The organism is Thermobacillus sp. (assembly GCF_003390775.1).
Taxonomy (GTDB): domain Bacteria; phylum Bacillota; class Bacilli; order Paenibacillales; family Paenibacillaceae; genus Thermobacillus; species Thermobacillus xylanilyticus.
Genome location: NZ_QEWA01000046.1, coordinates 33,216 through 56,784, shown reverse-complemented (window position 1 = coordinate 56,784; position 23,569 = coordinate 33,216). Strand labels below are relative to the sequence as shown.

23 protein-coding genes are annotated in these 23,569 nt (G+C 59.8%); 15 read left to right on the top strand and 8 right to left on the bottom strand.

Features of this window, described 5'->3' with window-relative positions; translation table 11 throughout:
• On the top strand, nt 1-449 hold a 449-nt coding region (locus C6W55_RS13780; RefSeq protein ID WP_286893235.1), incomplete at its 5' end, for a group II intron maturase-specific domain-containing protein.
• A 79-nt stretch (nt 450-528) separates the two neighbouring features.
• Here C6W55_RS13780 and arfA read toward each other — a convergent pair.
• From arfA to C6W55_RS13760, 4 genes are all read right to left on the bottom strand, one after another.
• Nucleotides 529-2,040 carry an arabinosylfuranosidase ArfA gene (arfA, locus tag C6W55_RS13775; RefSeq protein WP_015253502.1) on the bottom strand — a complete coding sequence of 504 codons (1,512 nt, stop codon included), beginning with the start codon at nt 2,038-2,040 and terminating at the stop codon, nt 529-531.
• A 62-nt stretch (nt 2,041-2,102) separates the two neighbouring features.
• Nucleotides 2,103-2,951 (bottom strand): carbohydrate ABC transporter permease, encoded by an 849-nt coding sequence (locus tag C6W55_RS13770; RefSeq protein ID WP_015253503.1) that lies wholly within the window; start codon nt 2,949-2,951, stop codon nt 2,103-2,105.
• 1 nt (nt 2,952) lies between these two features.
• Nucleotides 2,953-3,891 (bottom strand): carbohydrate ABC transporter permease, encoded by a 939-nt coding sequence (locus C6W55_RS13765; RefSeq protein ID WP_213483055.1) that lies wholly within the window; start codon nt 3,889-3,891, stop codon nt 2,953-2,955.
• An 81-nt stretch (nt 3,892-3,972) separates the two neighbouring features.
• Nucleotides 3,973-5,274, bottom strand: coding sequence for an ABC transporter substrate-binding protein (locus C6W55_RS13760; RefSeq protein ID WP_213483056.1), 1,302 nt, complete (start codon nt 5,272-5,274; stop codon nt 3,973-3,975).
• A 386-nt stretch (nt 5,275-5,660) separates the two neighbouring features.
• Between C6W55_RS13760 and C6W55_RS13755 the strand changes: the two genes are divergently transcribed.
• Both C6W55_RS13755 and C6W55_RS13750 read left to right on the top strand, forming a co-directional pair.
• Nucleotides 5,661-6,578: an ArsR/SmtB family transcription factor gene (locus tag C6W55_RS13755; protein ID WP_015253506.1), complete on the top strand. Its 918-nt coding sequence runs from the start codon at nt 5,661-5,663 to the stop codon at nt 6,576-6,578.
• 7 nt (nt 6,579-6,585) lie between these two features.
• Nucleotides 6,586-7,686: an FUSC family protein gene (locus C6W55_RS13750; protein WP_286893231.1), complete on the top strand. Its 1,101-nt coding sequence runs from the start codon at nt 6,586-6,588 to the stop codon at nt 7,684-7,686.
• On the opposite strand, the gene C6W55_RS13745 is transcribed toward C6W55_RS13750, so the two are convergent.
• The 3 genes from C6W55_RS13745 to ilvA all read right to left on the bottom strand — a co-directional run bounded on the left by C6W55_RS13745 (nt 7,662) and on the right by ilvA (nt 10,935).
• Nucleotides 7,662-8,279, bottom strand: coding sequence for a TVP38/TMEM64 family protein (locus tag C6W55_RS13745; RefSeq protein WP_015253508.1), 618 nt, complete (start codon nt 8,277-8,279; stop codon nt 7,662-7,664). The genes C6W55_RS13750 and C6W55_RS13745 overlap by 25 nt on opposite strands.
• A 35-nt stretch (nt 8,280-8,314) precedes the next feature.
• Nucleotides 8,315-9,511: an MFS transporter gene (locus C6W55_RS13740; RefSeq protein ID WP_213483058.1), complete on the bottom strand. Its 1,197-nt coding sequence runs from the start codon at nt 9,509-9,511 to the stop codon at nt 8,315-8,317.
• Between the two features lie 155 nt (nt 9,512-9,666).
• Nucleotides 9,667-10,935: a threonine ammonia-lyase IlvA gene (ilvA, locus tag C6W55_RS13735; RefSeq protein WP_015253510.1), complete on the bottom strand. Its 1,269-nt coding sequence runs from the start codon at nt 10,933-10,935 to the stop codon at nt 9,667-9,669.
• Between the two features lie 345 nt (nt 10,936-11,280).
• Between ilvA and C6W55_RS13730 the strand changes: the two genes are divergently transcribed.
• The 6 genes from C6W55_RS13730 (at nt 11,281) to C6W55_RS13705 (ending at nt 16,267) form a co-directional block, all read left to right on the top strand.
• A complete protein-coding gene (locus C6W55_RS13730) occupies nt 11,281-11,451 on the top strand; it encodes a hypothetical protein (protein WP_015253511.1) in 171 nt (56 codons plus the stop codon).
• 219 nt (nt 11,452-11,670) lie between these two features.
• Complete coding sequence (locus tag C6W55_RS13725) at nt 11,671-11,856, top strand: hypothetical protein (RefSeq protein ID WP_015253512.1); 186 nt, start codon at nt 11,671-11,673, stop codon at nt 11,854-11,856.
• 289 nt (nt 11,857-12,145) lie between these two features.
• Nucleotides 12,146-13,066 carry a carbohydrate ABC transporter permease gene (locus tag C6W55_RS13720; RefSeq protein ID WP_286893223.1) on the top strand — a complete coding sequence of 307 codons (921 nt, stop codon included), beginning with the start codon at nt 12,146-12,148 and terminating at the stop codon, nt 13,064-13,066.
• Nucleotides 13,063-13,893, top strand: coding sequence for a carbohydrate ABC transporter permease (locus C6W55_RS13715; protein WP_015253514.1), 831 nt, complete (start codon nt 13,063-13,065; stop codon nt 13,891-13,893). The genes C6W55_RS13720 and C6W55_RS13715 overlap by 4 nt, the downstream gene beginning before the upstream one ends.
• 43 nt (nt 13,894-13,936) lie before the next feature.
• Nucleotides 13,937-15,259 carry an extracellular solute-binding protein gene (locus C6W55_RS13710; protein WP_232427728.1) on the top strand — a complete coding sequence of 441 codons (1,323 nt, stop codon included), beginning with the start codon at nt 13,937-13,939 and terminating at the stop codon, nt 15,257-15,259.
• 30 nt (nt 15,260-15,289) lie between these two features.
• On the top strand, nt 15,290-16,267 hold the full coding sequence (locus C6W55_RS13705; protein WP_286893219.1) for a mannonate dehydratase: 978 nt from the start codon (nt 15,290-15,292) through the stop codon (nt 16,265-16,267).
• A 275-nt stretch (nt 16,268-16,542) separates the two neighbouring features.
• On the opposite strand, the gene C6W55_RS13700 is transcribed toward C6W55_RS13705, so the two are convergent.
• Nucleotides 16,543-17,274 carry a hypothetical protein gene (locus tag C6W55_RS13700; protein WP_286893217.1) on the bottom strand — a complete coding sequence of 244 codons (732 nt, stop codon included), beginning with the start codon at nt 17,272-17,274 and terminating at the stop codon, nt 16,543-16,545.
• A 445-nt stretch (nt 17,275-17,719) separates the two neighbouring features.
• On the opposite strand from C6W55_RS13700, the gene coxB reads away from it, so the two are divergent.
• The 6 genes from coxB to C6W55_RS13670 all read left to right on the top strand — a co-directional run bounded on the left by coxB (nt 17,720) and on the right by C6W55_RS13670 (nt 23,566).
• Nucleotides 17,720-18,820 carry a cytochrome c oxidase subunit II gene (gene coxB, locus C6W55_RS13695; protein WP_286893215.1) on the top strand — a complete coding sequence of 367 codons (1,101 nt, stop codon included), beginning with the start codon at nt 17,720-17,722 and terminating at the stop codon, nt 18,818-18,820.
• 30 nt (nt 18,821-18,850) lie between these two features.
• Entirely contained in the window at nt 18,851-20,695 is a 1,845-nt protein-coding gene (gene ctaD / locus C6W55_RS13690) for a cytochrome c oxidase subunit I (protein ID WP_483316365.1), read from the top strand.
• A 3-nt stretch (nt 20,696-20,698) separates the two neighbouring features.
• A complete protein-coding gene (locus C6W55_RS13685; RefSeq protein WP_286893214.1) occupies nt 20,699-21,316 on the top strand; it encodes a cytochrome (ubi)quinol oxidase subunit III in 618 nt (205 codons plus the stop codon).
• A gap of 4 nt (nt 21,317-21,320) precedes the next feature.
• The gene (locus tag C6W55_RS13680) at nt 21,321-21,641 is read left to right on the top strand and encodes a cytochrome C oxidase subunit IV family protein (protein WP_286893212.1); all 321 of its coding nucleotides are present in this window, start codon (nt 21,321-21,323) and stop codon (nt 21,639-21,641) included.
• Nucleotides 21,642-21,755: 114 nt separating this feature from the next.
• On the top strand, nt 21,756-22,673 hold the full coding sequence (gene ctaG, locus C6W55_RS13675; protein WP_286893210.1) for a cytochrome c oxidase assembly factor CtaG: 918 nt from the start codon (nt 21,756-21,758) through the stop codon (nt 22,671-22,673).
• Nucleotides 22,674-22,849: 176 nt separating this feature from the next.
• Nucleotides 22,850-23,566 carry a hypothetical protein gene (locus tag C6W55_RS13670; RefSeq protein ID WP_286893208.1) on the top strand — a complete coding sequence of 239 codons (717 nt, stop codon included), beginning with the start codon at nt 22,850-22,852 and terminating at the stop codon, nt 23,564-23,566.
• The last annotated feature ends 3 nt before the right edge of the window (nt 23,567-23,569 follow it).

The following is a 23,569-nucleotide window of genomic DNA, read 5'->3' as shown; positions in this document are numbered from 1 at the left end:
CGTTCCTCGGCTTCAGCTTCCTGTCGAACAAGCAGGCAATGGTCCGGTTGGCTCCCAGGACGATTCAGCGTTTCAAGAAGAAAGTCCGGGAGATAACGGACCGCTCGCGCCCGCTGACGATGGAAGAGAGGATTCACCGACTGAACCGCCTCATGATGGGATGGATCGGTTATTTCCGTCTGGCTGCCGCCAAGAACCACTGTGGAGACCTCGACGCATGGATTCGCAGGCGACTGCGCATGTGTCTGTGGAAACAATGGAAGAGACCCAAGACCAGATTGTGTAATCTCCGTGCACTCGGCGTGCCCGAATGGGCGGCTCGGATGATGGCGAACTCACGCCGTGGTCCGTGGGAAATGTCCCGTAACACAAACAATGCCCTTCCGACCTCCTACCGGGAAGCGAAAGGGCTGAAAAGTCTGCTTTCTCGTTACCTGGAACTTTGTTAACCTTACGGAACCGCCGTATGCGGACCCGCATGTACGGTGGTGTGAGAGGCCGGGGGCTAGCCGCCCCCTCCTACTCGATTTACGCGTTCCGTTTGCCCAGCCGGATGACGTGCCACGAATGTTTCGGCAGTTCCGCCTCGAGCAGGCCGTCCCGCATCTGCGAGCGCCCGCCCGCATGCGGCTTCACCCGCTCGCCGTCGGGACCGTTCACCGCTTTCAGATCGTCGTGCTCCAGCACGAGATGCTCGAGCACGCCGTACCCCTCGAACCCGCGGATCGCGCACTTCAGTGTCAGCGCGTCGCCGAGGCTCCGGTTCAGCGCGAACACGGTCAGCTCGTCCTTCTCCGGATTGTGCACGGCGATGCTTTCGAGCGCCGGCACGTCCGTGAACTCCGCCGTGTCGTACTTCGGCGAGTCGATGACCGGCTGCAGCGCGATGCCCCGGCCGTATTTCGACGCATGCAGGAACGGATAGAAAATCGTCTGCCGCCATGCCCGGCCGCCGTTCTCGGTCATGATCGGCGCGATGACGTTGACGAGCTGCGCGAGGCACGCCATCCGCACGCGGTCGCTGTGCTTGAGCAGCGTGATCAGCATGCCGCCGACGAGCAGCGCGTCCTCGAACGTGTAGATGTCCTCGAGCTGCGGCGGAGCGATGCTCCACGGCTCGATCTTCTTGTCCGCCTCGTTCGAGTGGAACCAGACGTTCCATTCGTCGAAGCTGAGGTTCAGCGTCTTCTTGCTCCGCTTCTTCGCCTTGATGTAGTCGCAGGTCGCCTTCACCGTCCGGATGAAATGATCCATCTCGAGCGTCGAAGCGAGATAGGACGCGGTGTCGCCGCTCCGGTTGCCGAAATATTGGTGCAGCGACACATAATCGACGTGGTCGTAGGTGAAGTCGAGCGACACGGCTTCATATTCCGGGAACGTCGGCATCTTCGCGCTGGAGCTGCCGCAGGAGACGAGCTCGATCGTCGGATCGACCCACTTCATCACCTTCGCCGTCTCCTGTGCCAGCCGGCCGTATTCCGCCGCCGTCTTGTGGCCGATCTGCCAAGGTCCGTCCATCTCGTTGCCGAGGCACCACACCTTGATGTTGTGCGGCTGCTCATAGCCGTGCTTGCGGCGCAGATCGCTCCAATACGTGCCGCCAGGGTGGTTGCAATATTCGACCAGATTGCGCGCTTCGTCGATGCCCCGCGTGCCCAGGTTGACGGCCATCATCGCCTGGGCACCGGCGGCCTTCACCCAGTCCATGAACTCGTTCGTGCCGAATTCGTTCGTCTCGATTGTCCGCCAGGCCAGCTCGAGCCGGCGCGGCCGCGCTTCCTTCGGACCGATGCCGTCCTCCCAGTTGTACCCGGAGACGAAGTTGCCGCCCGGGTAGCGGACGATCGGGACGCCGAGCTCGCGGACGAGCCGCAGCACATCCTGCCGGAAGCCGCGCTCGTCGGCCTCCGGATGGCCGGGCTCGTAGATGCCGCCGTAGACGGCGCGCCCGAGATGCTCGATGAACGAGCCGTAGATGCGGGGATCGATCTCGGCGATGCGGAAGTCTCGGTCCAGTGTCATGCGTGCGTTCAGTGTCATGTCTCGTCTCTCCTTTTTTCTGGTTGCGGCCATGAGCGGCCGGCATTACGCCGGAATCGGCGTCAGCCCTTGATGCCGCCGGCGGTCATGCCTTCAATGAAGTATTTCTGGAAGAACAGGAACACGATCAGGATCGGTACGATGGCCAGCACCGCTCCGGATATCAGCATATCAAAATTGTTGCCGTATGGCGTAAGCAGCGTCGCCAGTCCGATCGGGATGGTGAGCTGCTCGTTCGTTCTCAGCACGATGAGCGGCCAGAGGAAGTTGTTCCATGAGAACAGCGACTGCAGAATGAACATCGACGAAAAAGCGGGCGCCATCAGCGGCACCATGATCCGGAAAAACATGCCGAACTCCGTGCATCCGTCCACCCGCGCCGCGTCGAGGAAATCCTTCGGCAGTCCGCCGGCGTACTGGCGGAAGAAGAAAATCGGCAGCGGCGCCACCATGAAGGGCAGGATGACGCCCCACATGTTGTTGATCAGCTTCAGCGAGATCGACAGCTTGTAAAGCGGCAGGATGATGATCTCCAGCGGGATCATCATCGTCACGAGCACCAGCGCAAACAGCGCGTTCCGGAATCTGAACCGGTAGACGGCGAGCGCATAGCCGACCATCGACGAGAACAGCAGGCACAGCACGGTGAAAATGGCGGTGATGACCAGACTGTTCTTGTACCAGGTCAGGTAGAGCGACTGATCCGAGAACAGGTAGGTGTAGTTCTTCAGCGACACCAGCTCCGGATCGAGCCGGAGGTTCAGACCGTAGCGCATCATCTCCTGCGCCGGCTTGAACGACGCGACGATCAGCGTGACGATCGGGAAGACCGCGAACAGGCCGAGCAGAACGAAGAGGATAACGAGCGCCGCGGTCAGAAAGCGGCGATGTTTTGCGTTGCCTGCGCTCATGTCAGTCCTCCCTCCGGAACATGCCCGTCAGCTTGAGCTGGATCATCGTGACGGTGAACGTGATGACGAGCAGGGCGATGCCGACCGCCGAACCGAGGCCGAGATTGTTCTGCTCCAGCCCGTTGCGGTACAGGTAGCCGACGATCGTCAGGCCGATGTCGTTCGGCGACCGGTTGCCGGCCCACAGCATGTAGCTTTCCGTGAACATGGCGTAGCCGCCGTAAATGCTGATCGTCAGCACGTAGATCGTGATCGGCTTCAGCAGCGGCAGCGTGATCCGGATGAACCGGTCCCAGGCCGTCGCGCCGTCGATTTCCGCCGATTCGTACAGTTCCCGCGGAATGTTCTGCAAGCCGGCGAGGAAGTACAGGATGTTGATTCCCATCCACCGCCAGGTCGCGAGCACGACGAGCGTGAACATCGCGAGCCCTTCGTGGCGCAGCCATTTCTGCGGTTCGAAGCCGAGGGCGGTGACGAACGTGTTCATGAGCGAGCCTTCCAGTTCGCCGAACGCCAGCCGGAAAACGGTGCCCGCCACGACGACCGACGTCAGCGCGGGAATGAACAGCGTCGACCGGAAAAAGTTGCGCAGCACCATCAGCTTCGAATTGAGAAACACCGCGAGCACAAGCGGCAGCGGAATGAGCACGAGCAGCGTGAAGACCGTGTACTCGGTGCTGTTCATCAGCGCCTTGCGGAACGTCGGGTTCCACAGGCCGCGGTAGTTTTCGAGGCCGATGTAGCGAACCTGGCCGGGCAGCACTTCCTGGAAGCTCATGTTCACGGCGGACAGCACGGGATAGGCGAAAAAGAGGGCGAACGACAGGATGAACGGCAGCACGAACAGCCAGGGCGCGGCCGTCTGCGAGTATGCCAGCCTCCGCAGCGGGGAACGCCGGACGGCCGTCTGCCGTTCCGTTGTCGGAACCGGGTGCGTCATCGCGTTATGCCTCCTTCCGTGAAACGGCGATGCACCGGTCCCGCTGTCCGGGCGGGACCGGCGCTGTGCCCGTTTCGGGCGTTACTGAATCTGCGACTGCGTCTCTTCCAGAACCTTGACCGGATCTTCGCCGTCCTGGAGAATCCGGACGAGCACCGAGGTCCGGAACGCGTCGGAGATGGGCGGCGTCTGCTCATTGACGATGACGCCTTCGATCTCGTCCTTCACTTCCAGCAGCACGTCGAAAATGTCTTCCCCGAAGTAGTCGGTGAATTTGTTCGGCTCGCGGAGCTCCGGCGCATCCCAGACATCCGAGCGCAGCGGGTCGAAGCCGAGGAACTTCCAGATTTCGATGTTGCCTTCGCGCGACAGCTTCGCGAACGCGAGGAACGCTTTCGCCAGATCCTGGTTCTTGGAGGTCGTCGTGATGACGGTGCCCGTGCCGCCCATGCCCGCCGAGCGCGGCTCGCCCGCGTTCCAGGCCGGCATCGGCTTGATGACGATCTTGCCCTTCAGGTCGGGCATGTAGTCGGTGAACCGGCCCATGTACCACATCGGCATCCAGACCGACGCGGCGCCGCCGTCGTTCATGAAACCGTAGTATTCCTCGGCGTGGTGGCCGCCGCCGGGCGCCGGAACCGCGATGCCCTGCTTCACAAGATCCTGCTGGAACGCGAGCGGTTTCACGACCACGTCGCTCGTCAGGTTCGGCTTGCCGTCCGCCGTCTGCAGGTCGTCGCTGCCGGGCGCCTGCGCCACCTGGGGCCAGATGGACCACATGTCGTTCAGCTCGACCGTCGTCATCGGCTTGCCGGTTGCTTCGAGCACTTTCTTGCCGGCCGCCGCGAAATCGTCCCAGGTCTTGATGTCATCGGGATTCACGCCGGCCTGATCGAGCAGCTCCTTGTTGTAATAGATGACAGACGCGCCGACGTGGAAGTCGATGCCGTAGTAGTTGCCGTCCTTCGCGTAAATGTCGAGCCGGGATTTGACGAGATTGTCCAGCTCGGGCTCGACGATGTCGTTGAGCGGGACGAGCTGCGGCGTGCCCTTCAGGAAGTTCGGGAACTTGTTCAGCTCCACGTCCGCCAGATCCGGCGCGCCCGTGCCGCTCTGCAGCGCGACGAGCAGTTTGTTGTGCATGTCGTCGTACGGGTAGACATTGGCTTTGAGCGTGATTTTCCGGTCGGGATTCTGCTCGTTCCACCGTTCGGCCATGTGCTGGTAGAACTGCTCGTGCAGTTCGTTGAACGTCCAGAACTCGAGCGTCGTGCCGTCGCCCGACGACTCTTCGCCGGATTTTCCGCCGCCGCCGGAGCAGGCGGCCAGGGCCAGCGACAGCGCAAGGATCAGCGCCATGAACAGGAATGAATGCCGTTTCACATGTCTTCCCCCTTCGAATCGGATGTTCATGCTATTGCTTAATCCCGCCCGGGCGGGACGTAAGCCGGAACTTGTGTGAGTCTTTTAATTTACAAATTACTAAAATAATTTATGGTTTCATGTTATTTGGGTGATTTTGTTTTGTCAATACCTAAATGAATGCGTTTACCTGGCGGTTTAACATTAAAAAACTTTAAAACAAAAGTCGAATCGCCGGGAAAACCGGCCATGATGCGGGCGGGAACGGCGGGAAGACGGGGGGAGAAAAATGTCGTTTGAAGGGGACGTCGTGAACGGATTGTCGGCATTTTGCGGAACACTTCTCAATCCGGCGGCTTTAATTTATAATAAGTTGAAACAAATTGCGGATGAGAGGATGCGACCCGTTGATTCATATCAAAGAGCTTAGGTCCGGCCTGAATCTGTTCAAGGCGCTCGGTTCCGAAATCCGGATCGAAATACTGGAGCTGCTGAACCGCTACAACAGTCTCAATCTGAACGAAATCGCCGAGAAACTGGGTCTGTCGAACGGCGCGGTGACGATGCACATCAAGAAGCTGGAAGAGAGCGGACTCATCGAAATCACCACTGCGGTCGGCAAGCACGGCATCCAGAAGATCTGCTACCTGAACGAGGATCTGCTGACGGTCGAGCTGCGGAGCAAAGGGCCGGAGAACGTCTACGAAGTCGAGATCAAGGTCGGCCACTACTGCGACTACCATGCGGAGCCGACCTGCGGTCTGGCGACGAAGGACAGCATCATCGGGGAGTTCGACAATCCGCGCTATTTCGCCGATCCGATGCGGATCGACGCGGAGATCATCTGGCTGACGCGCGGATTTTTCGAATACCGGATTCCGAATTACCTCAAGCCGAACCATCGGCTTACCGAGCTGCAGTTCATCATGGAGCTGAGCTCGGAGGCGCCCTGCTACAACAACGACTATCCGTCGGACATCGTGTTTCACGTCAACCGGGTCGAGGTGGGGACCTGGACGTCGCCCGGCGATTTCGGCGGGGAGAAGGGGACGAACAACCCGGACTGGTGGCCGCCGCACCTGAACCAGTACGGGCTGCTGAAGCTGCTCCGGATCAACGAGAACGGCACGTACATCGACGGATGCCCGATTTCGGACGTGAAGATCACCGACATTCCGTTCGACGGCCATTCGGACATCAAGTTCCGGATCGGTGTGTCCGAAAGCGGCCAGGTCGGCGGACTGACGATCTACGGGTCGCATTTCGGCAACTACAAGCAGGACATTGTCGCGCGCGTCCTGTACGAGGTCGTGGACAAAGGGTGACGCGAAGATGACAATCGGTGCGCGCATGCTCAAGACGGGGCTGGCGGTGGTGCTGGCCATTTACGTGAGCGGACTTTTCGGCTTCGGTACGCCGATCATCGCGACGGTCGCGGCCATCTTCACGATCCAGCCGTCGATCTACCGCTCCTGGCAGCAGGTCCACGATCAGATCCAGTCGAACATCATCGGCGCCGCGTTCGCGCTGGGCGCCGCCCAATGGCTTGGCGTGACGCCGATCTCGGTCGGCATCGTCTGCATCGCGGTTATTCTGCTCAATATCAGGCTCAAGACGACGAGCGCGATCGGCCTGACGCTCGTCACGGTCGTGGCGGTCATGGAGGCGCACGCGGAAGGGTGGCGATTCGCGCTCGAGCGGTTCGCCATGGTGCTGACGGGGATCATCTCGGCCTTCCTCGTGAACGTGCTCGTCCTCCCGCCGCGCCCGAAGCAGCAGTTCCGCGAACAGGTGCATGAAGCCTACAACATTCTGTCGCTTTTGCTCCGGACGGCCGTCTCGAATGAAATCCGGGAACGGGTGTTCAAGGAAGAGCATGAGCGGCTGGAGCAGATTTTCCGGCGGCTGGACGAGCAGTACACGCTGTTCAAGGAAGACCGGGTATTCCGGCCCGCCGGCCGGCGCAAGCGCGCGCGGCAGCTCTTGCTCTCGCGCCAGATGATCCGGACGCTGCGGCATGGTTCCCAGCTGCTGGATGCGGTCGAAGAGCATTTCTATTCGTCGCCGGACGCGGCGGAGTGGGCGGAGCGGTTCGACCGGCGGATCGAGGCGCTGACGAAATGCCACGAGCAATTGCTGCTCAAATGGGAAGGGAAGATCAAGCCGGTCGCGGTGATTCGTCCGGAACCGGCGGATGATCTCGCGAAGGATCTGTCCGCGTACATCGGCAAGCAGCCCGTGGAGCGAAGACGGCTCCTGTTCGTCGCGTCCGCGATGTTCGAGTACGCGTATCATCTGGACCGGCTCGGCAAGCTGCTGGATCGGATCATGCGGGACCAGTCGGCGGACGAAGGAGCGGAAGAAGGAGCGGACGAAGCGGCGGAAGAAGCGATGGGCGAAAAGCCCGGTCAGCGCGACGCGCGCGACAGATAGCGGGATTCAAGCTTCTTGCCGCCGAACCACATGGCGGCGATGACGACGACGGCCGTGACGATGCGCCAGGGCTGATGGGCGAGCTGGGTAATGTCGAACGACAGGAACGAAACCGAGAAAATCATGACCGCCTTGCCCATCAGGATCGCCAGCGCGAACGTGCCGAACCGCACGGTGCTCAGTCCGGAAGCCAGATTGACGAGGAAAGACGGCGCGAACGGGAAGCATGCGAGCAGGAAGATCGGCGTGAATCCCTTCCGTTCGATCCAGCGGAAGAACCGCCGGGTCGCGGGGAAACGGCGCTGCAGCCAGATGCCCGGCCGTCTGCCGATCAGCCGCGCGATCCAGAAGACGGAGAAGGCTCCCAGGCAGACCCCGATCCAAGAATAGAGGATGCCGAGCCCCAGGCCGTAAACATTCGCGTTGACCGCGATGAAGACGAACAGGGGCAGGAAGGCCAGAAACGCTTCCAGGAACGGCAGCAGAATGCCGGGCAGCGGCCCGTAGGCGGCATAACTCTGGATCGCCTGCCGGATTTCGGCTTCGTCCATTTGCTGCAGATCACGGAACCAGTCCATTATGCTTTCAAACATGGTGAATCAGCCGCTTTCTTGTTTTGACTTGCCGGTTATTTGCCTGCGGACACGCGGCCGGCAGGTTCCGCGGGCCGAAGCGGATACAGGAGATAGAACAGGCCGATCAGACCGAACAGGACGGCGCTCGTCCAGACGACGTCGGCTTCTGTGCCGAGCGACGCGATGATGCCGCCGGCCGCGGGGCCGATCATGATGCCGATCCCCTCCAGCGTGGAGAATATGCCCCAGCCGAGCCCCTGATGCGACTGCGGCAGATAGGATGCGAGCAGCGCGTTCCAGGCGGGCAGCACGGCGGAATAAGAGATGCCGAGCGCGCCTGCGATCAGCAGGCATTCCCAGAACGGCGGCGCCGTCGACAGCACGAGGAGCAGCGCGGAGAACGTGCAGAACCCGGCGGAGAGGAACGCCCGCTTGTGACCGACGCGGTCGGACAGCCGGCCCATCGGCATCAGCCCCAGCACGGTCAATCCGCCGGCGGCGAGGAGAATGAGGGAGTAGGTGCTGCTGCTGACGGACAACTCCTTCTCCGCGAACGCCGGCAGCACCGGCAGGAGCATGCCGGCTCCCGCCGTCTGCAGGATCATGCCGGGCAGAAGCGCCCGCATGCGCGACAGCTTCTCGCGCAGGAGCGCGACCTGCCGGGTGAGCGGAATCGTCTCGATCATGCGCTCGCGCCGGTTCGAAATGAACAGCGACAGCCCCCAGGACAGCGCCGTCACGAGGGCGATCAGACGGCCGGCCGCGGCAGGCGCGTGATCGAGCAGCAGATTGCATACGATCGGTCCGGAGCCGATGCCGATGAACCAGATCGTGTACAGCAGCCCCATCTGGGTGGCGCGCTTGTCTTCGGTCACTTTCATCAGGCAGACGATCCAGATCGGCGAGATGCCGATGCCGAACAGTGCGGCGGACAGGATGAACAGCCACGGAACGTCCGCAACTTGCATCAAGGCGACGCCGGCCAGCGAAACCAGCAGTCCCGCGTGGACGATCGTCCTTGTCGAGAACCGGTCCAGCAGCCAGCCGATGACCATTTTAAGCGCCGTATCCGTCAGAAAATGGGCCGTAATCGCCGTGCCGACAATGTCAAGCGACAGGCCCAGCATTTTCTCTCCATAGATCGGGATGAAACTTGCCGCGACCGCCCCCCGCACGAATTCGACAAGGAGCAGGATGACGCCCAGCAGCACGATTCCCCCCCGATTTGACCGATTGAACAGACCTTTCACCTCGCCTCTCCCGGTTCTGATTGAAAGCGTCCGCCCGGGCGGGAGGCTTCATTCAGCCGTCGGGATGGCAGTTTATGTCTTTCCGTACCATTATAGTCAAGATCGGTTGAAAAATCATCCGACGCGGGTCGGGGCGCGGCGATGTGCGGGGAAAGTCAGATCAGAAGGTTGAACAGATGCGGATCCTTGTTCAGCTCGATGAACTGGATGCCCTTCGCGCGCATGCGGCTCACGAGCGGCTCGTAATCCTCCGGCTGCTTCAGCTCGATGCCGACGAGCGCCGGACCGCTCTCCTTGTTGTTCTTCTTCGTATATTCGAACCGGGTGATGTCGTCCGTCGGTCCGAGCACGTCGTCGAGAAATTCCCGCAGCGCGCCCGCCCGCTGCGGAAAATTGATGACGAAATAATGCTTGAGCCCTTCGAAGATCAGGGAGCGTTCCTTGATTTCCTGCATCCGGTCGACATCGTTGTTCCCCCCGCTGATGACGCAGACCACCGACTTGCCGGCGATCCGGTCCCGGCAGGCATGCAGCGCCGCCACCGTCAGGGCGCCCGCCGGCTCGACGACGATGGCGCTCTCGTTGTACAGCTCGAGAATCGTCGTGCACACCTTGCCTTCGGGGACGGCGATGACGTCGTCGAGCAGTTCGCGGCAGATGGCGAACGTCAGGTCGCCGACCCGTTTCACGGCGGCGCCGTCGACGAACTTGTCGATCTGCTCGAGCGCCCGGACTTCGCCCGCCTCGATCGATGTCCGCATGGAGGGCGCGCCCTCCGGCTCGACGCCGATCACTTGCGTCTGCGGCGATACGCTCTTGATATAGGAAGCGACGCCGGCCGCGAGACCGCCGCCGCCGATCGTCACGAACACGATATCCGGCGGCGTCTCCGCGTCTTCCAGCAGCTCAAGACCGATCGTGCCGTTGCCGGCAATGATGCGCGGATCGTCGAACGGATGGATGAACGTCATGCCGTCCTTGACGCTGGCGTTCACCGCTTCCTTGTAGGCGTCGTCGAACGTGTCGCCGACGAGCACGATCTCGACGGCATCGCCGCCGAAGAACGCGACCTGCTTCACTTTCTGCCGGGGCGTCGTGCCCGGCATGAAGATCCGGCCTTTCACGCCGAGCGTGCGGCAGGAGAACGCCACGCCTTGCGCGTGATTCCCGGCGCTTGCGGCGACGACGCCGCGGCGAAGCGCTTCTTCGTCGAGCGTCCGCATCATGTGGTACGCGCCGCGGATTTTGAACGACCGCACGACTTGCAGATCTTCCCGCTTCAGACTGACGCGGGCGCCGAACCGCTCCGACAGCACGCGGCTGTACTGCAGCGGCGTCCGCACGATGACCTCTTTCAACAACTGGTGAGCCTTGACGATGTCAGCGAGCCCCGTGCCGTTTCCGGTCTGCGTCAACTTCTCCATTTGAATGCCCCCGCTCGTGCATGATCCTGCAATAATATTACAGTTATACGCGCGTCGGCGGCGAATGTCAACCGCGGCGATGTTCGTCTGCCCGGCGGCTGAGCAACGGAACGGCGCCTGCCCGCGACCCCGCATGCCCGGCGCGGCGCGAAAAGTCCGGCCCGAAAGCCGAAACCGATGGAACGGCGAGGCGGAATTCACGTATATATACCGTGGGATGCCAGCGAAACTTACGGTTTCCGGGGCGACAAACAATTGTCAATTGAAGCGCTTTCCAACGTCCGGTATACTGAATGCAGTCCGGATGTTTCGATGATTTCCAGATCCAGAAAGGCGGGAGACACCATGTCCGACATGTGGCTCACGTACACCGGCGTGCTGTTCGGCGTCGCGGTCGCCGCCGCAGGCGTGGTTGCCTATCTGCGCATGACCCGTGCGGAGAAGCGTTCGGACGAACAGGACGGCGGCCTGAATCCGCCCGGCTCGAATATGCCGAATCGGCGGGAAGATGGTTGAATTTTCGCAAATTTCTTTGCATATCGGCGCCCGCCTGCTATAATGGAAGCATGGGCGGCATATTCCCTCCCGGCAGACATGCAAGCCGCGGCTCTGAACGAAACGAGCGAGCGTCCGCGGATGTCCGCCGCAAACGGGTTCTCATATGCCGGCATCGTTCCGTTCCCGCAAGCGTATGTTGTACGGAACGGCCATTCAAGGATTCGGGAGGGATGCGGCTTGGCAAAACGCGGCCACAACGAAGTCAAGGAAAGCCTCAGGGAGATGGCGCGCATCTATCAGCCGAAGGACGCCCGGAAGTTCGTCCGGGAATACATCCGGAAATATCGGATCACCGGTGGTTACGAAGACGAGCTTACCATGATCGTCGAACACGAACTTGACAAAATCAATTCAGCAAGTTGATGCAGAAGACTTCAGCCAGGGACGCGTATGGACGCGTCCCTTTTTCGTCCCTGTGCGGGAAATCGCTTCCGTCAGCGGCGAAACGCTGGCAGCCGTCGTCCAGGAAGTCCTGAGATTCGTACAATAAATCTGAAATTCCAGTACTATTCTCTTGCATGATGCGCAAATTACAATGTAAGAAACCGAACAACTCTCGATTGGCTCGGTGGTTTGAAGCAATGGTTACAGTCGGCTGATACTGCACGAAAGGGATGATGAAGATGGGATGAACGCGCCTGCGGCTGAGACTATGAGAACGCTTCCAAAGAAAAAATGGAAAAGCCCGATCGGGAAAGAAACCCTTCCCGGGTATATTTTTATTTCCCCCTGGCTGATCGGCTTCCTGCTGCTGACGGCATGGCCGATCGGGCAATCGCTCTACTTGTCGTTCACCGAATACTCGATGCTCAGCGCGCCGCAATGGATCGGTACCGCGAACTACGAGCGGATGTGGAGCGACGCGACGTTCTGGAAATCGCTTCGCGTCACGTTCACGTTCGTCCTGTTCGCCGTGCCGCTGCGGCTCGCGTTCTCGCTGCTCGTCGCCATGCTGCTCAACCGCGCGATGCGAGGGATGAACCTGTACCGCACGCTGATCTATTTCCCGTCGCTCATCGGCGGCAGCGTGGCGGTCGCGGCGCTGTGGCGCAACATGTTCGGCGTCGACGGCTACATCAACTCGATTCTCGGCTTCTTCGGCATTCCGGGCATGGGATGGATCTCCCACCCGGATACGGCGCTTTACACGCTGATTCTGCTGAACACCTGGCAGTTCGGATCGACGATGGTCATTTTCCTGGCCGGTCTGAAGCAGATTCCGACGGAACTGTACGAAGCGGCTTCCGTGGACGGCGCGGGACCGGTGCGGAAATTCTTCAACGTCACGCTGCCGATGCTGTCGCCCGTCATGTTCTTCAACCTGGTGCTCACCGTCATCAACTCGTTCCAGATGTTCACGGCGGCGTTCATCATCACGAAGGGCGGCCCGGTGCAGTCGACGTACATGTACGCGCTGTTCCTGTACGAAAAAGCGTTCAAGCACTATCAGATGGGCTACGCTTCGGCGCTGGCGTGGGTGCTGCTCGCCATCGTCGGCATTCTGACGGCCATCAACTTCCTGGCCTCCAAGTACTGGGTATTCTATGAGAACGAAGGGGGCGGCAAACGATGAGAATCCGCGCGTCATCCGTTCTCAACCATGCATTCATGATTGCATTCTCCTTCATCATGATCTATCCTGTCATCTGGTGGATCGGCGCATCCCTCAAGAAGACGGAGGAACTCAGACTTCCGACCATCTGGCCGGAAGTGCCGATGTGGGAGAACTACACGAAAGGCTGGGAGTTCTCGGCGAACTATACGTTCGGCCATTTCTTCGCGAATACGCTGCTCATGGAAGTGGGCAACGTTGTCGGCGGCGTGCTGACGGCTGCGGTCGTCGCATTCGGTTTCGCGCGGCTGAACTTCCCGCTGCGGGGCTTCTGGTTCTCGCTCATGATGATGACGCTCATGCTGCCCGGACAAGTCACGATTGTCCCGCAGTATATTCTGTACAACACGTTCGGATTCGTCGACAGTTACGTGCCGCTGGTGCTGCCGCACTTCTTCGGCGGCGGGGCATTCTTCATCTTCCTGCTCGTCCAGTTCATCCGCGGCATTCCACGCGACCTGGACGAGGCGGCGAAGATCGACGGCGCCTCCATTTACGGCATTTTCGGCCGGATCATCTTCCCGCTGATCAAGCCGGCGCTGGTGACGGTCGGGATCTTCACGTTCATCTGGAGCTGGGACGATTTCTTCTCGCAGATGCTGTACCTCAGTTCGGTCGACAAATTCACGGTCGGTCTGGCGCTGCGGATGTTCATTGACCAGTTCGAAGTGCAATGGGGTCAGCTTCTGGCCATGTCGCTGCTCTCGATCGTGCCGTCCGTGCTCATTTTCTTCTTCGCGCAGAAACATTTCGTCGAGGGGATCGCGACCACCGGCTTGAAAGGTTGAGGCGAAGGGAGTGCGCTGCAGAAAAATGGGAAAAGCGACAGCCATGAGAAAAGCGGTCACATGGCTCGCTGCGGCCGTGCTGCTGCTGGCCGCGTGCAGCGCAGGAGAAGGCGATCGCGACAGATCTTCGGAAATGCGGCAGCCCGCCACCGGGCTGCCGGAAGCGGACATGAACCGCCAGGTCGAGCTGGGATTCATCTGGTGGGGACCGGAGGAACGCCACAAGGCGACGCTTGCGGCGCTGGAAGTGTACACGGCGCAGCATCCGAACGTGACGTTCAAGCCGGAATACATGGCTTGGGAAGCTTACTGGAAGAAGCTTCCCTCCCTTGCCGCGTCGAAAACGGTGCCGGACGTGCTGCAGATGGATGCGGCCTATATCCAGGACTACGTATCGCGCGGCATCATGGCCGATCTGTCGGACATTGATCTTACGGGCATCGTTCCTGATCAGATTCTGGAGAACGTCAAGATCAACGGCAAGCTGTACGGCGTTCCGCTCTCGTACAATGCCCAGGGCATCGCTTACAATCGCGCGGAACTTGAAGCGGCGGGCATTCCGCTGCCGTGGAAGGGCTGGACCTGGGAAGAGTTTTTCGACTGGGCGCGCGATGCGAAAACGAAGCTGCCTCCGGACCGCTATCCGATCGGCGACAGCACCAGCGCCTGGGACTGGTTCCAATGGTATCAGGCCTCGTACGGCGGCGGGGCGATCATGTCGCCGGACGGCCGGGAGTTCCATCTCGACCGGGAGCTGTTCTTCGAATACCACACGATACTGGCCGATCTGCGCCGCAGCAATGTCGTGCCCCCCGCGGACGTCTCGCTTACATTCCTCGAGAATGATCCGCTGGCCGATCAGATGACTTCGGGCAAGGTCTTGACCCGCGGCGCGACGGTCGGCTCGATTGAGACGCTCGAGCAGCTCATGCCGGGCAAGGTCGACGTCGTCAATGTGCCGGTCGGTCCGGCGGGCGGCGGCTGGGCGCAGCCGACAATCTTCCTTGGCGTCTATGCGGACAGCGACGAGCTTGCGCATGCGAAGCGGTTCGTCAAATGGTTCATCACCGACAGGGAGGCGGGCAGGACGCTCGGGCTTACCCGCGGCATCCCGATCTATGAGGAGATCTACAAGGAGCTGGAACCGAATCTCGAGCCGAAAGACCGGCTGGGCAAGGTGCTGGCGGACGTCGCTGCGGAATACGCGATGCCGTTCTACGCCGCCGGCGCCGGCTTCACGGAATGGGTGGACGCATATAAACTGACGATGGAAGCCGTCATGTTCGGCCAGAAGTCATTGGAGGACGCCTACGCCGAATTGAACGCGCTCGGCGAATCCATCGCGAAGCAGAACCGAAACCGGTAAGCCATTACCACACGGAAGGAAGATCGGACGATGAAGCTGGCGGAATTTTTGGGCACGAGACCGAATCAATTGTGGCGGCTGGGCAGACAGATGGGGCTGGATTATGCGGTGACGGGGCTTCCTTTTGATGAAAAGCACGAGAAGCCGTGGGACCTGATGCCGCTCATCCGGATGAAGCAGCGGTTCAAGGACGCGGGTTACGAGCTGCTCGTCATCGAGTCGATGCCGCCGTCCAACAACATCAAGCTTGGCACCGAAGGCCGCGACGAAGAGATCGAGATCTTCAAGCAGTTCATCACGAATATGGGCGCAGCCGGCATTCCGGTGCTCTGCTACAACTTCATGGCGCAGTTCAACTGGTTCCGCACGTCGACGACGACGGTGACGCGCGGCGGCGCGCTGGTCTCCAGCTATGACCATTCGCTGATGGAAGGCGCACCGCTGACCGAGGCGGGCGAAGTGTCGGAAGACCGGCTGTGGGAAAATCTGAAATACTTCATGAAGCAGATCGTTCCCGTGGCGGAGAAGGCGAAGGTCAAGCTGGCCCTTCATCCGGACGATCCGCCAATCTCGCCGATTCGCGGCGTGTCCCGCATTCTGCGCAGCGCCGACGCGCTGCAGCAGGCGATCGACCTGGTGCCGAGCGAGTACAACGGCATCACGCTGTGCCAGGGGACGCTGGCGACGGCCGGCGAGGACATTCCGGCGACGATCCGCCGCTTCGCGAAGCAGGACAAGCTGTTCTTCGTTCATTTCCGCGATGTGAAGGGAACGCCGGAGAAGTTCGAAGAGACGTTCCATGACGACGGCAAGACGGATATGTATGAAGCGATGAAGACGTATTATGAAGTCGGATTCGACGGCCCCGCCCGTCCGGACCATGTGCCGACGATGGACGGCGAGACGAACGAAAACCCGGGCTACGAGACGCTCGGCCGCCTGTATGGCGTCGGCTACATCAAAGGACTGATGGAAGCGGCGCAGAAAGAGCTCGGCCTGAACCGGTAAGTTGGCTTTGGGAGTGACAAGCGAAGATTCTTCCTTTATTTCGCGGATACGGGGCGTTCCGTCCGAGATTAGAGGAAGATTCTTCGCCTAATTTTTTGAAATCGTTTGATATGCGCCGATTCGGGAAAAATAAGCGAAGCTGCTTCTTCTATTTCGGCCGGATTGTTGAAATCCGACAAAATAGGCGAAGCTGCTTCGTTTATTCGCGGGCGCCGGCCATCCCGGCGTCCGGATCCGGCAAGTCTCTACCATTAAATATGATGTGCAGTCTGGTTTCATTGCGCGCCGCGGGCGGCTTTCCGGGCTTTCAGTTCCCTGAGCGGAGTCGGCATCGTCTTGCCGCCGGCGAACTGGTGTTTCACCAGTGTGTTGAACGCGTCGATCCAGGGCGCAAGCGACCGTCCGGCCCAGGCTTCCTTCGCGTATTCGTTCAGTTCGTTGACGAAATCCATGTTGGCGGAAATGTGCACTTCTTCGACCCGGGGCGCAAGACCGCGGGTGCGGCCCGCGATCGTCTGCTTCAGTTCCTCGGACAGTTCATGATGATCGTTCACGGTGAAATACGAATTGTAGGGCGTCGCAGCCTGGCTGCCGTTCCAGTACGGGCTCCCCGTGTCGAAGTTGTACACGCCTTCGCCGGAGCCGCCCATGTTCTGGTCGGTGCGCCTGTCGCCGCCGTTCTTGATCGTGCCGACGCCCGTCCAGTCCAGCATGATGCCGACATACGCGTTCTTGTCCGTCAGCATGACAATGGCGGCCGCCACGCCGTTCACCCGCGACACTTCGTTCGAAAGCAGGCTGCTGTATTCCACCCAACGGTTGTCGTGCTGCCGCGGGTCCGCGGTCTTCGAGCCGTACATGCGCGCGCCAAGCATCTTCGGATCGTTCGGCTTTCGGGAACCGTAGTCGTATGTGCTGCTCTCGAATTTGTTCTTGTAAGCCGTGCACCCGGCCGGAAGGACGGCGAGCGCCGCGGCCAGAACGGCATAAGCGAGCCTGAGGGTCATGCGTATGCACCTCCGGATATGGGCCTCATTCTTGGATGTAGGTTTCGCGGGCGGACAGGCGGAATATGCGCGGGGGCGGCATACATAATTCGCCATGAAAACAGCGATAATGGAACTGTTGAAAGGCGAGCCGGAGCGTCCTGTCCACGGCCGTTCGAGCAGCTTCCGGAGGGCTCGTCCGGATGTCCGGAAACGGCGCTGCGGCGCCATTTTTGACGGCTTTGAGAACAATTTGTGAACTTGCCCGGTATCGTTGACAATCGATGGACCAAACTCTTATATTTAATAAAGTGATTGGCCTGTGAGAATTGTCACAGAAATGCTGTGTGAATTATCACAGAATATCTGTGCGAAATGTCACAGAACGACGGGAAACACGCAGTTTGCCGCCAGCCGCGCCAAGACAGGCAACTGTGAATACGGAAGAAGCGGGGTTGATTTGTGTATGAAGAAACGGTGGCTTAAGTGGCTGCGCCTGACGACTCTGCTTGCGGGAGCCGCTCTGCTCCTGTCGGCATGCGGGCGCGCGGATCTGTCGGCGCTGAATCCGCAAGGTGCAGTGGCCAAAGAGCAGCTTGATCTCATGAAGCTTTCGATCGCGATCATGATGCTGGTCGTCGTCGTCGTCTTCACGATCGCGATCTACGTGCTGTTCCGTTTCCGCCGCCGTCCGGGGAACGACGGTATCCCCGTCCAGGTCGAGGGGAGTCATAAATTGGAAATCGTATGGACGGTCATTCCGCTGATTCTGCTTGTTATTCTCGGCGTTCCGACCGTGCAGACGGTATTCGCGCAGGCGCAGGATCACAGCAAGGACGAGAACGCGGTTGTCGTCAAAGTGACCGCGCATCAATATTGGTGGGAATTCGAGTATCCGGAAGAAGGCATCGTGACCGCGCAGGAGCTGGTCGTACCGATGAACAGCCGGATCGTCATCGAAGCGAAGACGGCAGACGTGCTGCACTCGTTCTGGATTCCCGCGCTGGCGGGCAAGATCGACACGAACCCCGCCGGCAACGTGAACCGCATGTTCTTCGATACGCCGGACAAGACCGGCATCTTCCTCGGCAAATGCGCCGAGCTGTGCGGTCCTTCCCACGCCTTGATGGACTTCAAGGTGAAGGTCGTGGATGATCAGTCGTACGCGAACTGGATCGCCGCAATGAAGGCGCCGGCGGTGCTGCCGGAAGATCCGGCCATAGCGGAAGCGTTCAAGAGTAAATGTCTCTCCTGCCACGCGGTGGGCGAGCTCGGCGGCCCGGTATTCCCGAACCTGACGGGCATCGGCGACCGCGAGACGATTGCGGGCATTCTGGTCAACACGGACAACCCGCAATATTGGAATGAAGGCTCCGTATATGAGAACATCTACAGATGGCTCGAAGATCCGCAAGGAATCAAGCCCGGCAACCTGATGCCGAAGGTGGAACTGACGCAGGAAGAGCTTGAAGGCATTGCCCGCTATCTCGCGGATTACAAGCTCAACTACGAGTCCGAGGAACTGAAGAACAACGACGCCACTTCCGACAAGGAAGAAAGGCAATAATACAGCGGGGATTCAAAGGAGGTTCTACCCTTGGCTCACGGTTCGCACGCGGTGAAGCGATATACCGGCATCATGGATTGGCTGACCACCGTTGACCACAAGAAGATTGGCATCCTGTACCTCATGGCGGGAGGCTTCTTCTTCCTGATCGGCGGTCTGGAAGCGGTCCTGATCCGGATCCAATTGTGGAAACCGTTAAACGATTTTGTCAGTCCCGACACCTTCAACCAACTGATTACGATGCACGGCACGACGATGATCTTCCTGGCGGTCATGCCGCTCATCTTCGGACTCATGAACTGCATCGTACCGCTCCAGATCGGGGCGAGGGACGTGGCGTTCCCGTTCCTGAACGCGCTCGGCTTCTGGACGTTCTTCTTCGGCGGCGTGCTGCTGAACGTCAGCTGGTTCCTCGGCGGTGCTCCGGACGCCGGCTGGACGTCTTACGTGCCGTTGGCGAGCACGACATTCAGCGACGGCCCGGGCGTGGACTACTATGTGCTCGGTCTGCAGATTTCCGGTATCGGTACGCTGCTCGGCGGCATCAACTTCCTGGTGACGATCATCAACATGCGCGCACCGGGCATGAGCTTCATGCGGATGCCGATGTTCACCTGGGCATCGTTCGTGACGTCCATGCTCATTCTGCTCGCCTTCCCGGCGCTGACGGTCGGTCTGGTCGCGCTGATGTTCGACCGGATCTTCGACGGCAACTTCTTCGACCCGAGCGCGGGCGGCAACATCATGATCTGGGAACATCTTTTCTGGATTTTCGGACATCCTGAAGTTTATATTCTGATCCTGCCGGCCTTCGGCATCATCTCGGAAGTTGTCACGACGTTCTCGCGCAAGCGGCTGTTCGGTTACAGCTCGATGGTGTTCGCCACGGTCCTGATCGGCTTCCTCGGCTTCATGGTCTGGGCGCATCACATGTTCACGTCGGGCCTCGGTCCGGTCGCGAACGCGCTGTTCTCGATCGCGACGATGCTGATCGCCGTTCCGACGGGCATCAAGGTGTTCAACTGGCTGTTCACAATGTGGGGCGGCTCGATCAAGTTCACGGCGCCGATGCTGTTCGCCATCGGGTTCATCCCGACCTTCGTCATGGGCGGTGTCACCGGGGTCATGCTGGCGGCAGCGCCGGCGGACTATCAATACCATGACTCGTACTTCGTCGTCGCGCACTTCCACTATACGATTGTCGGCGGTCTGGTGTCCGGCCTGTTCGCAGGGGTGCACTACTGGTGGCCGAAGATTTTCGGGCGCAAGCTCAATGAGACGCTCGGCAAGACGACGTTCTGGTTCTTCATCATCGGCTTCCATATGACGTTCCTGATCCAGCACTTCCTCGGACTGCTCGGCATGCCGCGCCGGATCTTCACGTATCTGGACGGTCTCGGCTTCAACGAGATGAACCTGATCAGCACGATCGGCGCGATGCTGATGGGCATCGGGGTCATCTGCTTCGTGATCAACGTCATCGTCACGTCGGCGAAGCCGAAACACGCGACGAACGACCCGTGGGAAGACGGACGGACGCTGGAATGGGCAATCGCATCGCCGGCTCCGGAGTACAACTTCGCGCAGCTGCCGCTTATCCGCGGGTATGATGCCTATTGGAAGGAGAAGCGGGAGGGCAACAAGGAAATGCAGCCGGCCGAGCCGCTCGGTCCGATCCATATGCCGTCTCCGTCGATCCTGCCGTTCATCATGTCGGTTGGCTTGTTCATCTCCGGCTTCGGCTTCATCTTCCACCAGTATGTCGTAGCCGGCATCGGACTCGCCATCACGCTGGGATGCATGTTCCTGCGTTCGGTCATTGAAGACCATGGTTACCATATCGAACCGGAAGAAATTCAGGCCAAGGGGGTTTAAAGCATGAGCGGACACTCGCATGCAGACGGCGTTCTGCCTCACGAACCGGAGAAGGCGACGCTTGAAGGCCGCAACAAGGTGCTCGGCTTCTGGCTCTTCCTTGGCGGTGAAACGGTCCTGTTCGGTACGCTGTTCTCGGTATTCATCGCCCTGCGCGATCAGGTGAACGGCGGCCCGACGGCCAACGAACTGTTCTCCCTGACGATCGTCGCCATCGCGACGCTGATCCTGCTCACCTCGAGCTTGACGAGCGTCTTCGCCATCCAGGCGATGCATCGCAATGAGCCGAAGGCCATGGTGGGCTGGCTGCTCGCAACGGTTCTGTTCGGCCTCGCGTTCCTCGGCCTCGAGATTTACGAGTTCGTCGAATATGCGCATGAAGGCCATACCTTCGCGGCCAGTGCCTTCAGTACCTCGTTCTATACGCTGGTCGGGTTCCACGGCGGTCACGTTGCATTCGGCATTCTCTGGATCTCGCTGCTGATCTGGCAAGTGCTGAGACGCGGACTCACCGTCGTCACCGCGCCGAAGATTTACATCGCCGGTCTGTACTGGCACTTCATTGACGTCGTGTGGGTTTTCATCTTTACCGTCGTCTATCTGATGGGTAAGGTGGGATGAGCAAATGACAGCCGAACATGCAGCTGCCGTCGAGCAGACGAAGAAGCGCGTCAAGCATGAAGGCCCGAAGAAACATATCATCGCCTACATTTTCTCGCTGATCCTGACGATTCTCGCGTTCGCGACCGTCATCACGGGCGAAGTGAGTGTCAACTTCGTTTACGTGATGCTGGTGCTGATGGCGGGCGTACAGGTGTTCATTCAAATGGCGTTCTGGATGCACATGAAAGACCGCGGACACCTGTTCCCGATCGTCGGGATTCTGAGCGGAGTCATCATCGTGTTTACGATGATCATCATGGCCGTCTACTGGGCATGGTGGTAATGCGGCAATGGAGAAGAGGCGCGTCTTGGCGGATCGCCTCTTCTTCTTTATTAAAACCCGCCCATGAGGACGGCGCCAGCCGTTTTTTCTTAGACAAGGAGGTGCGGATTTCCGATGTTGCCGGACCTGTCTTATTTCACCTTCGAAGAGTTGTGGAGCCCGTTCTTCTTTTTCGGGGTGGCCCTCACCGCAATCGGTTATCTGTACTGGATCGGCCCGTGGCGGGAGAAGCATCTGCCCGATGAGCCGGCGGTGCCCGCATCGCGGCGGATGCTTGCGCTGTGCGGATTTGCGCTCTTCTATCTCGCGCAGGGCGGACCGCTGGAACTGCTCGGCCATCTGAATTTCATGTTCCACATGATCAACATGTCGCTGTCCTATCTGATCGTGCCGCCGCTCATCCTTCTCGGCACGCCGGCGTTTGTATGGCGCAAGCTGTTCGGCGCCGTCTTCTGGCGCAGGTTCAGATGGGCCGCGAACCCGATTTTTACACTGCTGCTCTTCAACGGCCTGTTCTCGTTCTATCACGTTCCGGTTGTGCTTGACTACATTATGACGCATTACGCGGTGCACGCCGTCTATTACGCCGTCCTGCTCATCGCGGCTTTCCTTATGTGGTGGCATGTGACGAGCCCGGTTCCCGAGTGGAACCGCCTTTCCGATCTGCGCAAAATGGGCTACATTTTCGCGAACGGCCTCCTGCTCACACCGGCGTGCGCGCTGATCATTTTCGCCGGGGAGCCGCTCTACAGGGTGTATACGGATCCGGCCATCTGGGCCAGCGCCATGGGCTATTGCGTCAGCGGCAACGGCGAGGCGCTGCTCGCGCTGGTCGACGGTCCGTCAGCCTTCACGATGCTCGGACCGTTCGAGGACCAGCAGTCCGGCGGCATCATCATGAAGCTCGTGCAGGAAGTGATGTACGGCTCCATTCTGGCCTACGTGTTCTTCCAATGGTACCGGAAAGAGCGCGACGCGGAAGAAGGCGTGTCCGCCGCGGCTCCGGCCGGAAGCCGGGGGAATCGTTCCTGACCATTGCAACCGCAAAAGCCCTGTCAACCGCTGTTCCGGTTGGCAGGGCTTTTTGCATCTCCCGGATGGAAAAATTTCGAAAAGGGATTGACGAAAAGTGTGCTCTGCGTGTATAGTGTGTATAAGGATATACACAGTATACACGACAGAAGCAAAGGAGGTTGAACGGATACGGCATGTGGCAAGATGCATGGCGGATTGCAAAATACGAATTCCGCATATCCTGGCGCGGCTATCTGATCACGCTGCTCTTGCTTGCGTACACTTCGTTTTTCTCCAGCGTGATGCTGTACGGACACCTGGTCAACGATGAGGAATTCCGGATGGAATGGAATATTGATCTCGGCTATTTGTGCATGCTGCCGCTCTTCGGGTTTCTGATGAACCAGACCATGTTCCGCTACTGGAAAGAGGACACGTATTCCCGGAAGCTGGCGGAATGGCACACGATGCCGATCGGCGTCAGCCAGATCATCGCGGGCCGGATGCTGCTGCTCATCCTCGTGCTGCTTGTGAACTGGATCTTGTTCTTCGGCATTCAGTACGCGGTCCTTGAAGAACTGCGCGCACGGCTCGATCCGGCCGAATTTGTCATCTACGCCTTGATCTGGCTCGGCTACAGCCTCTTTGCGGCCGCTGTGGTTGTGTACATGGAGCTCGGCTTTCCCGGGCGCGTCTACTTCTTCCTGTGCTTCGTCTATGTGTTCGTCATCGGTCTGGTTACGCTGACCCTGGCGCTGAGCGGCAGAAGCGCAATCGTGATGAGCCTGGAGGCGGCTGCCGACCGAAGCTGGGAGACCGCCGCGCTGTCGCTGGCGGCCGCGGCAGTGGGAGTCGCCGGACTCGTCGCGCTGCTGCACCGCCGCATCCGCAGGCGAAGCCTCTGGACATGAAGG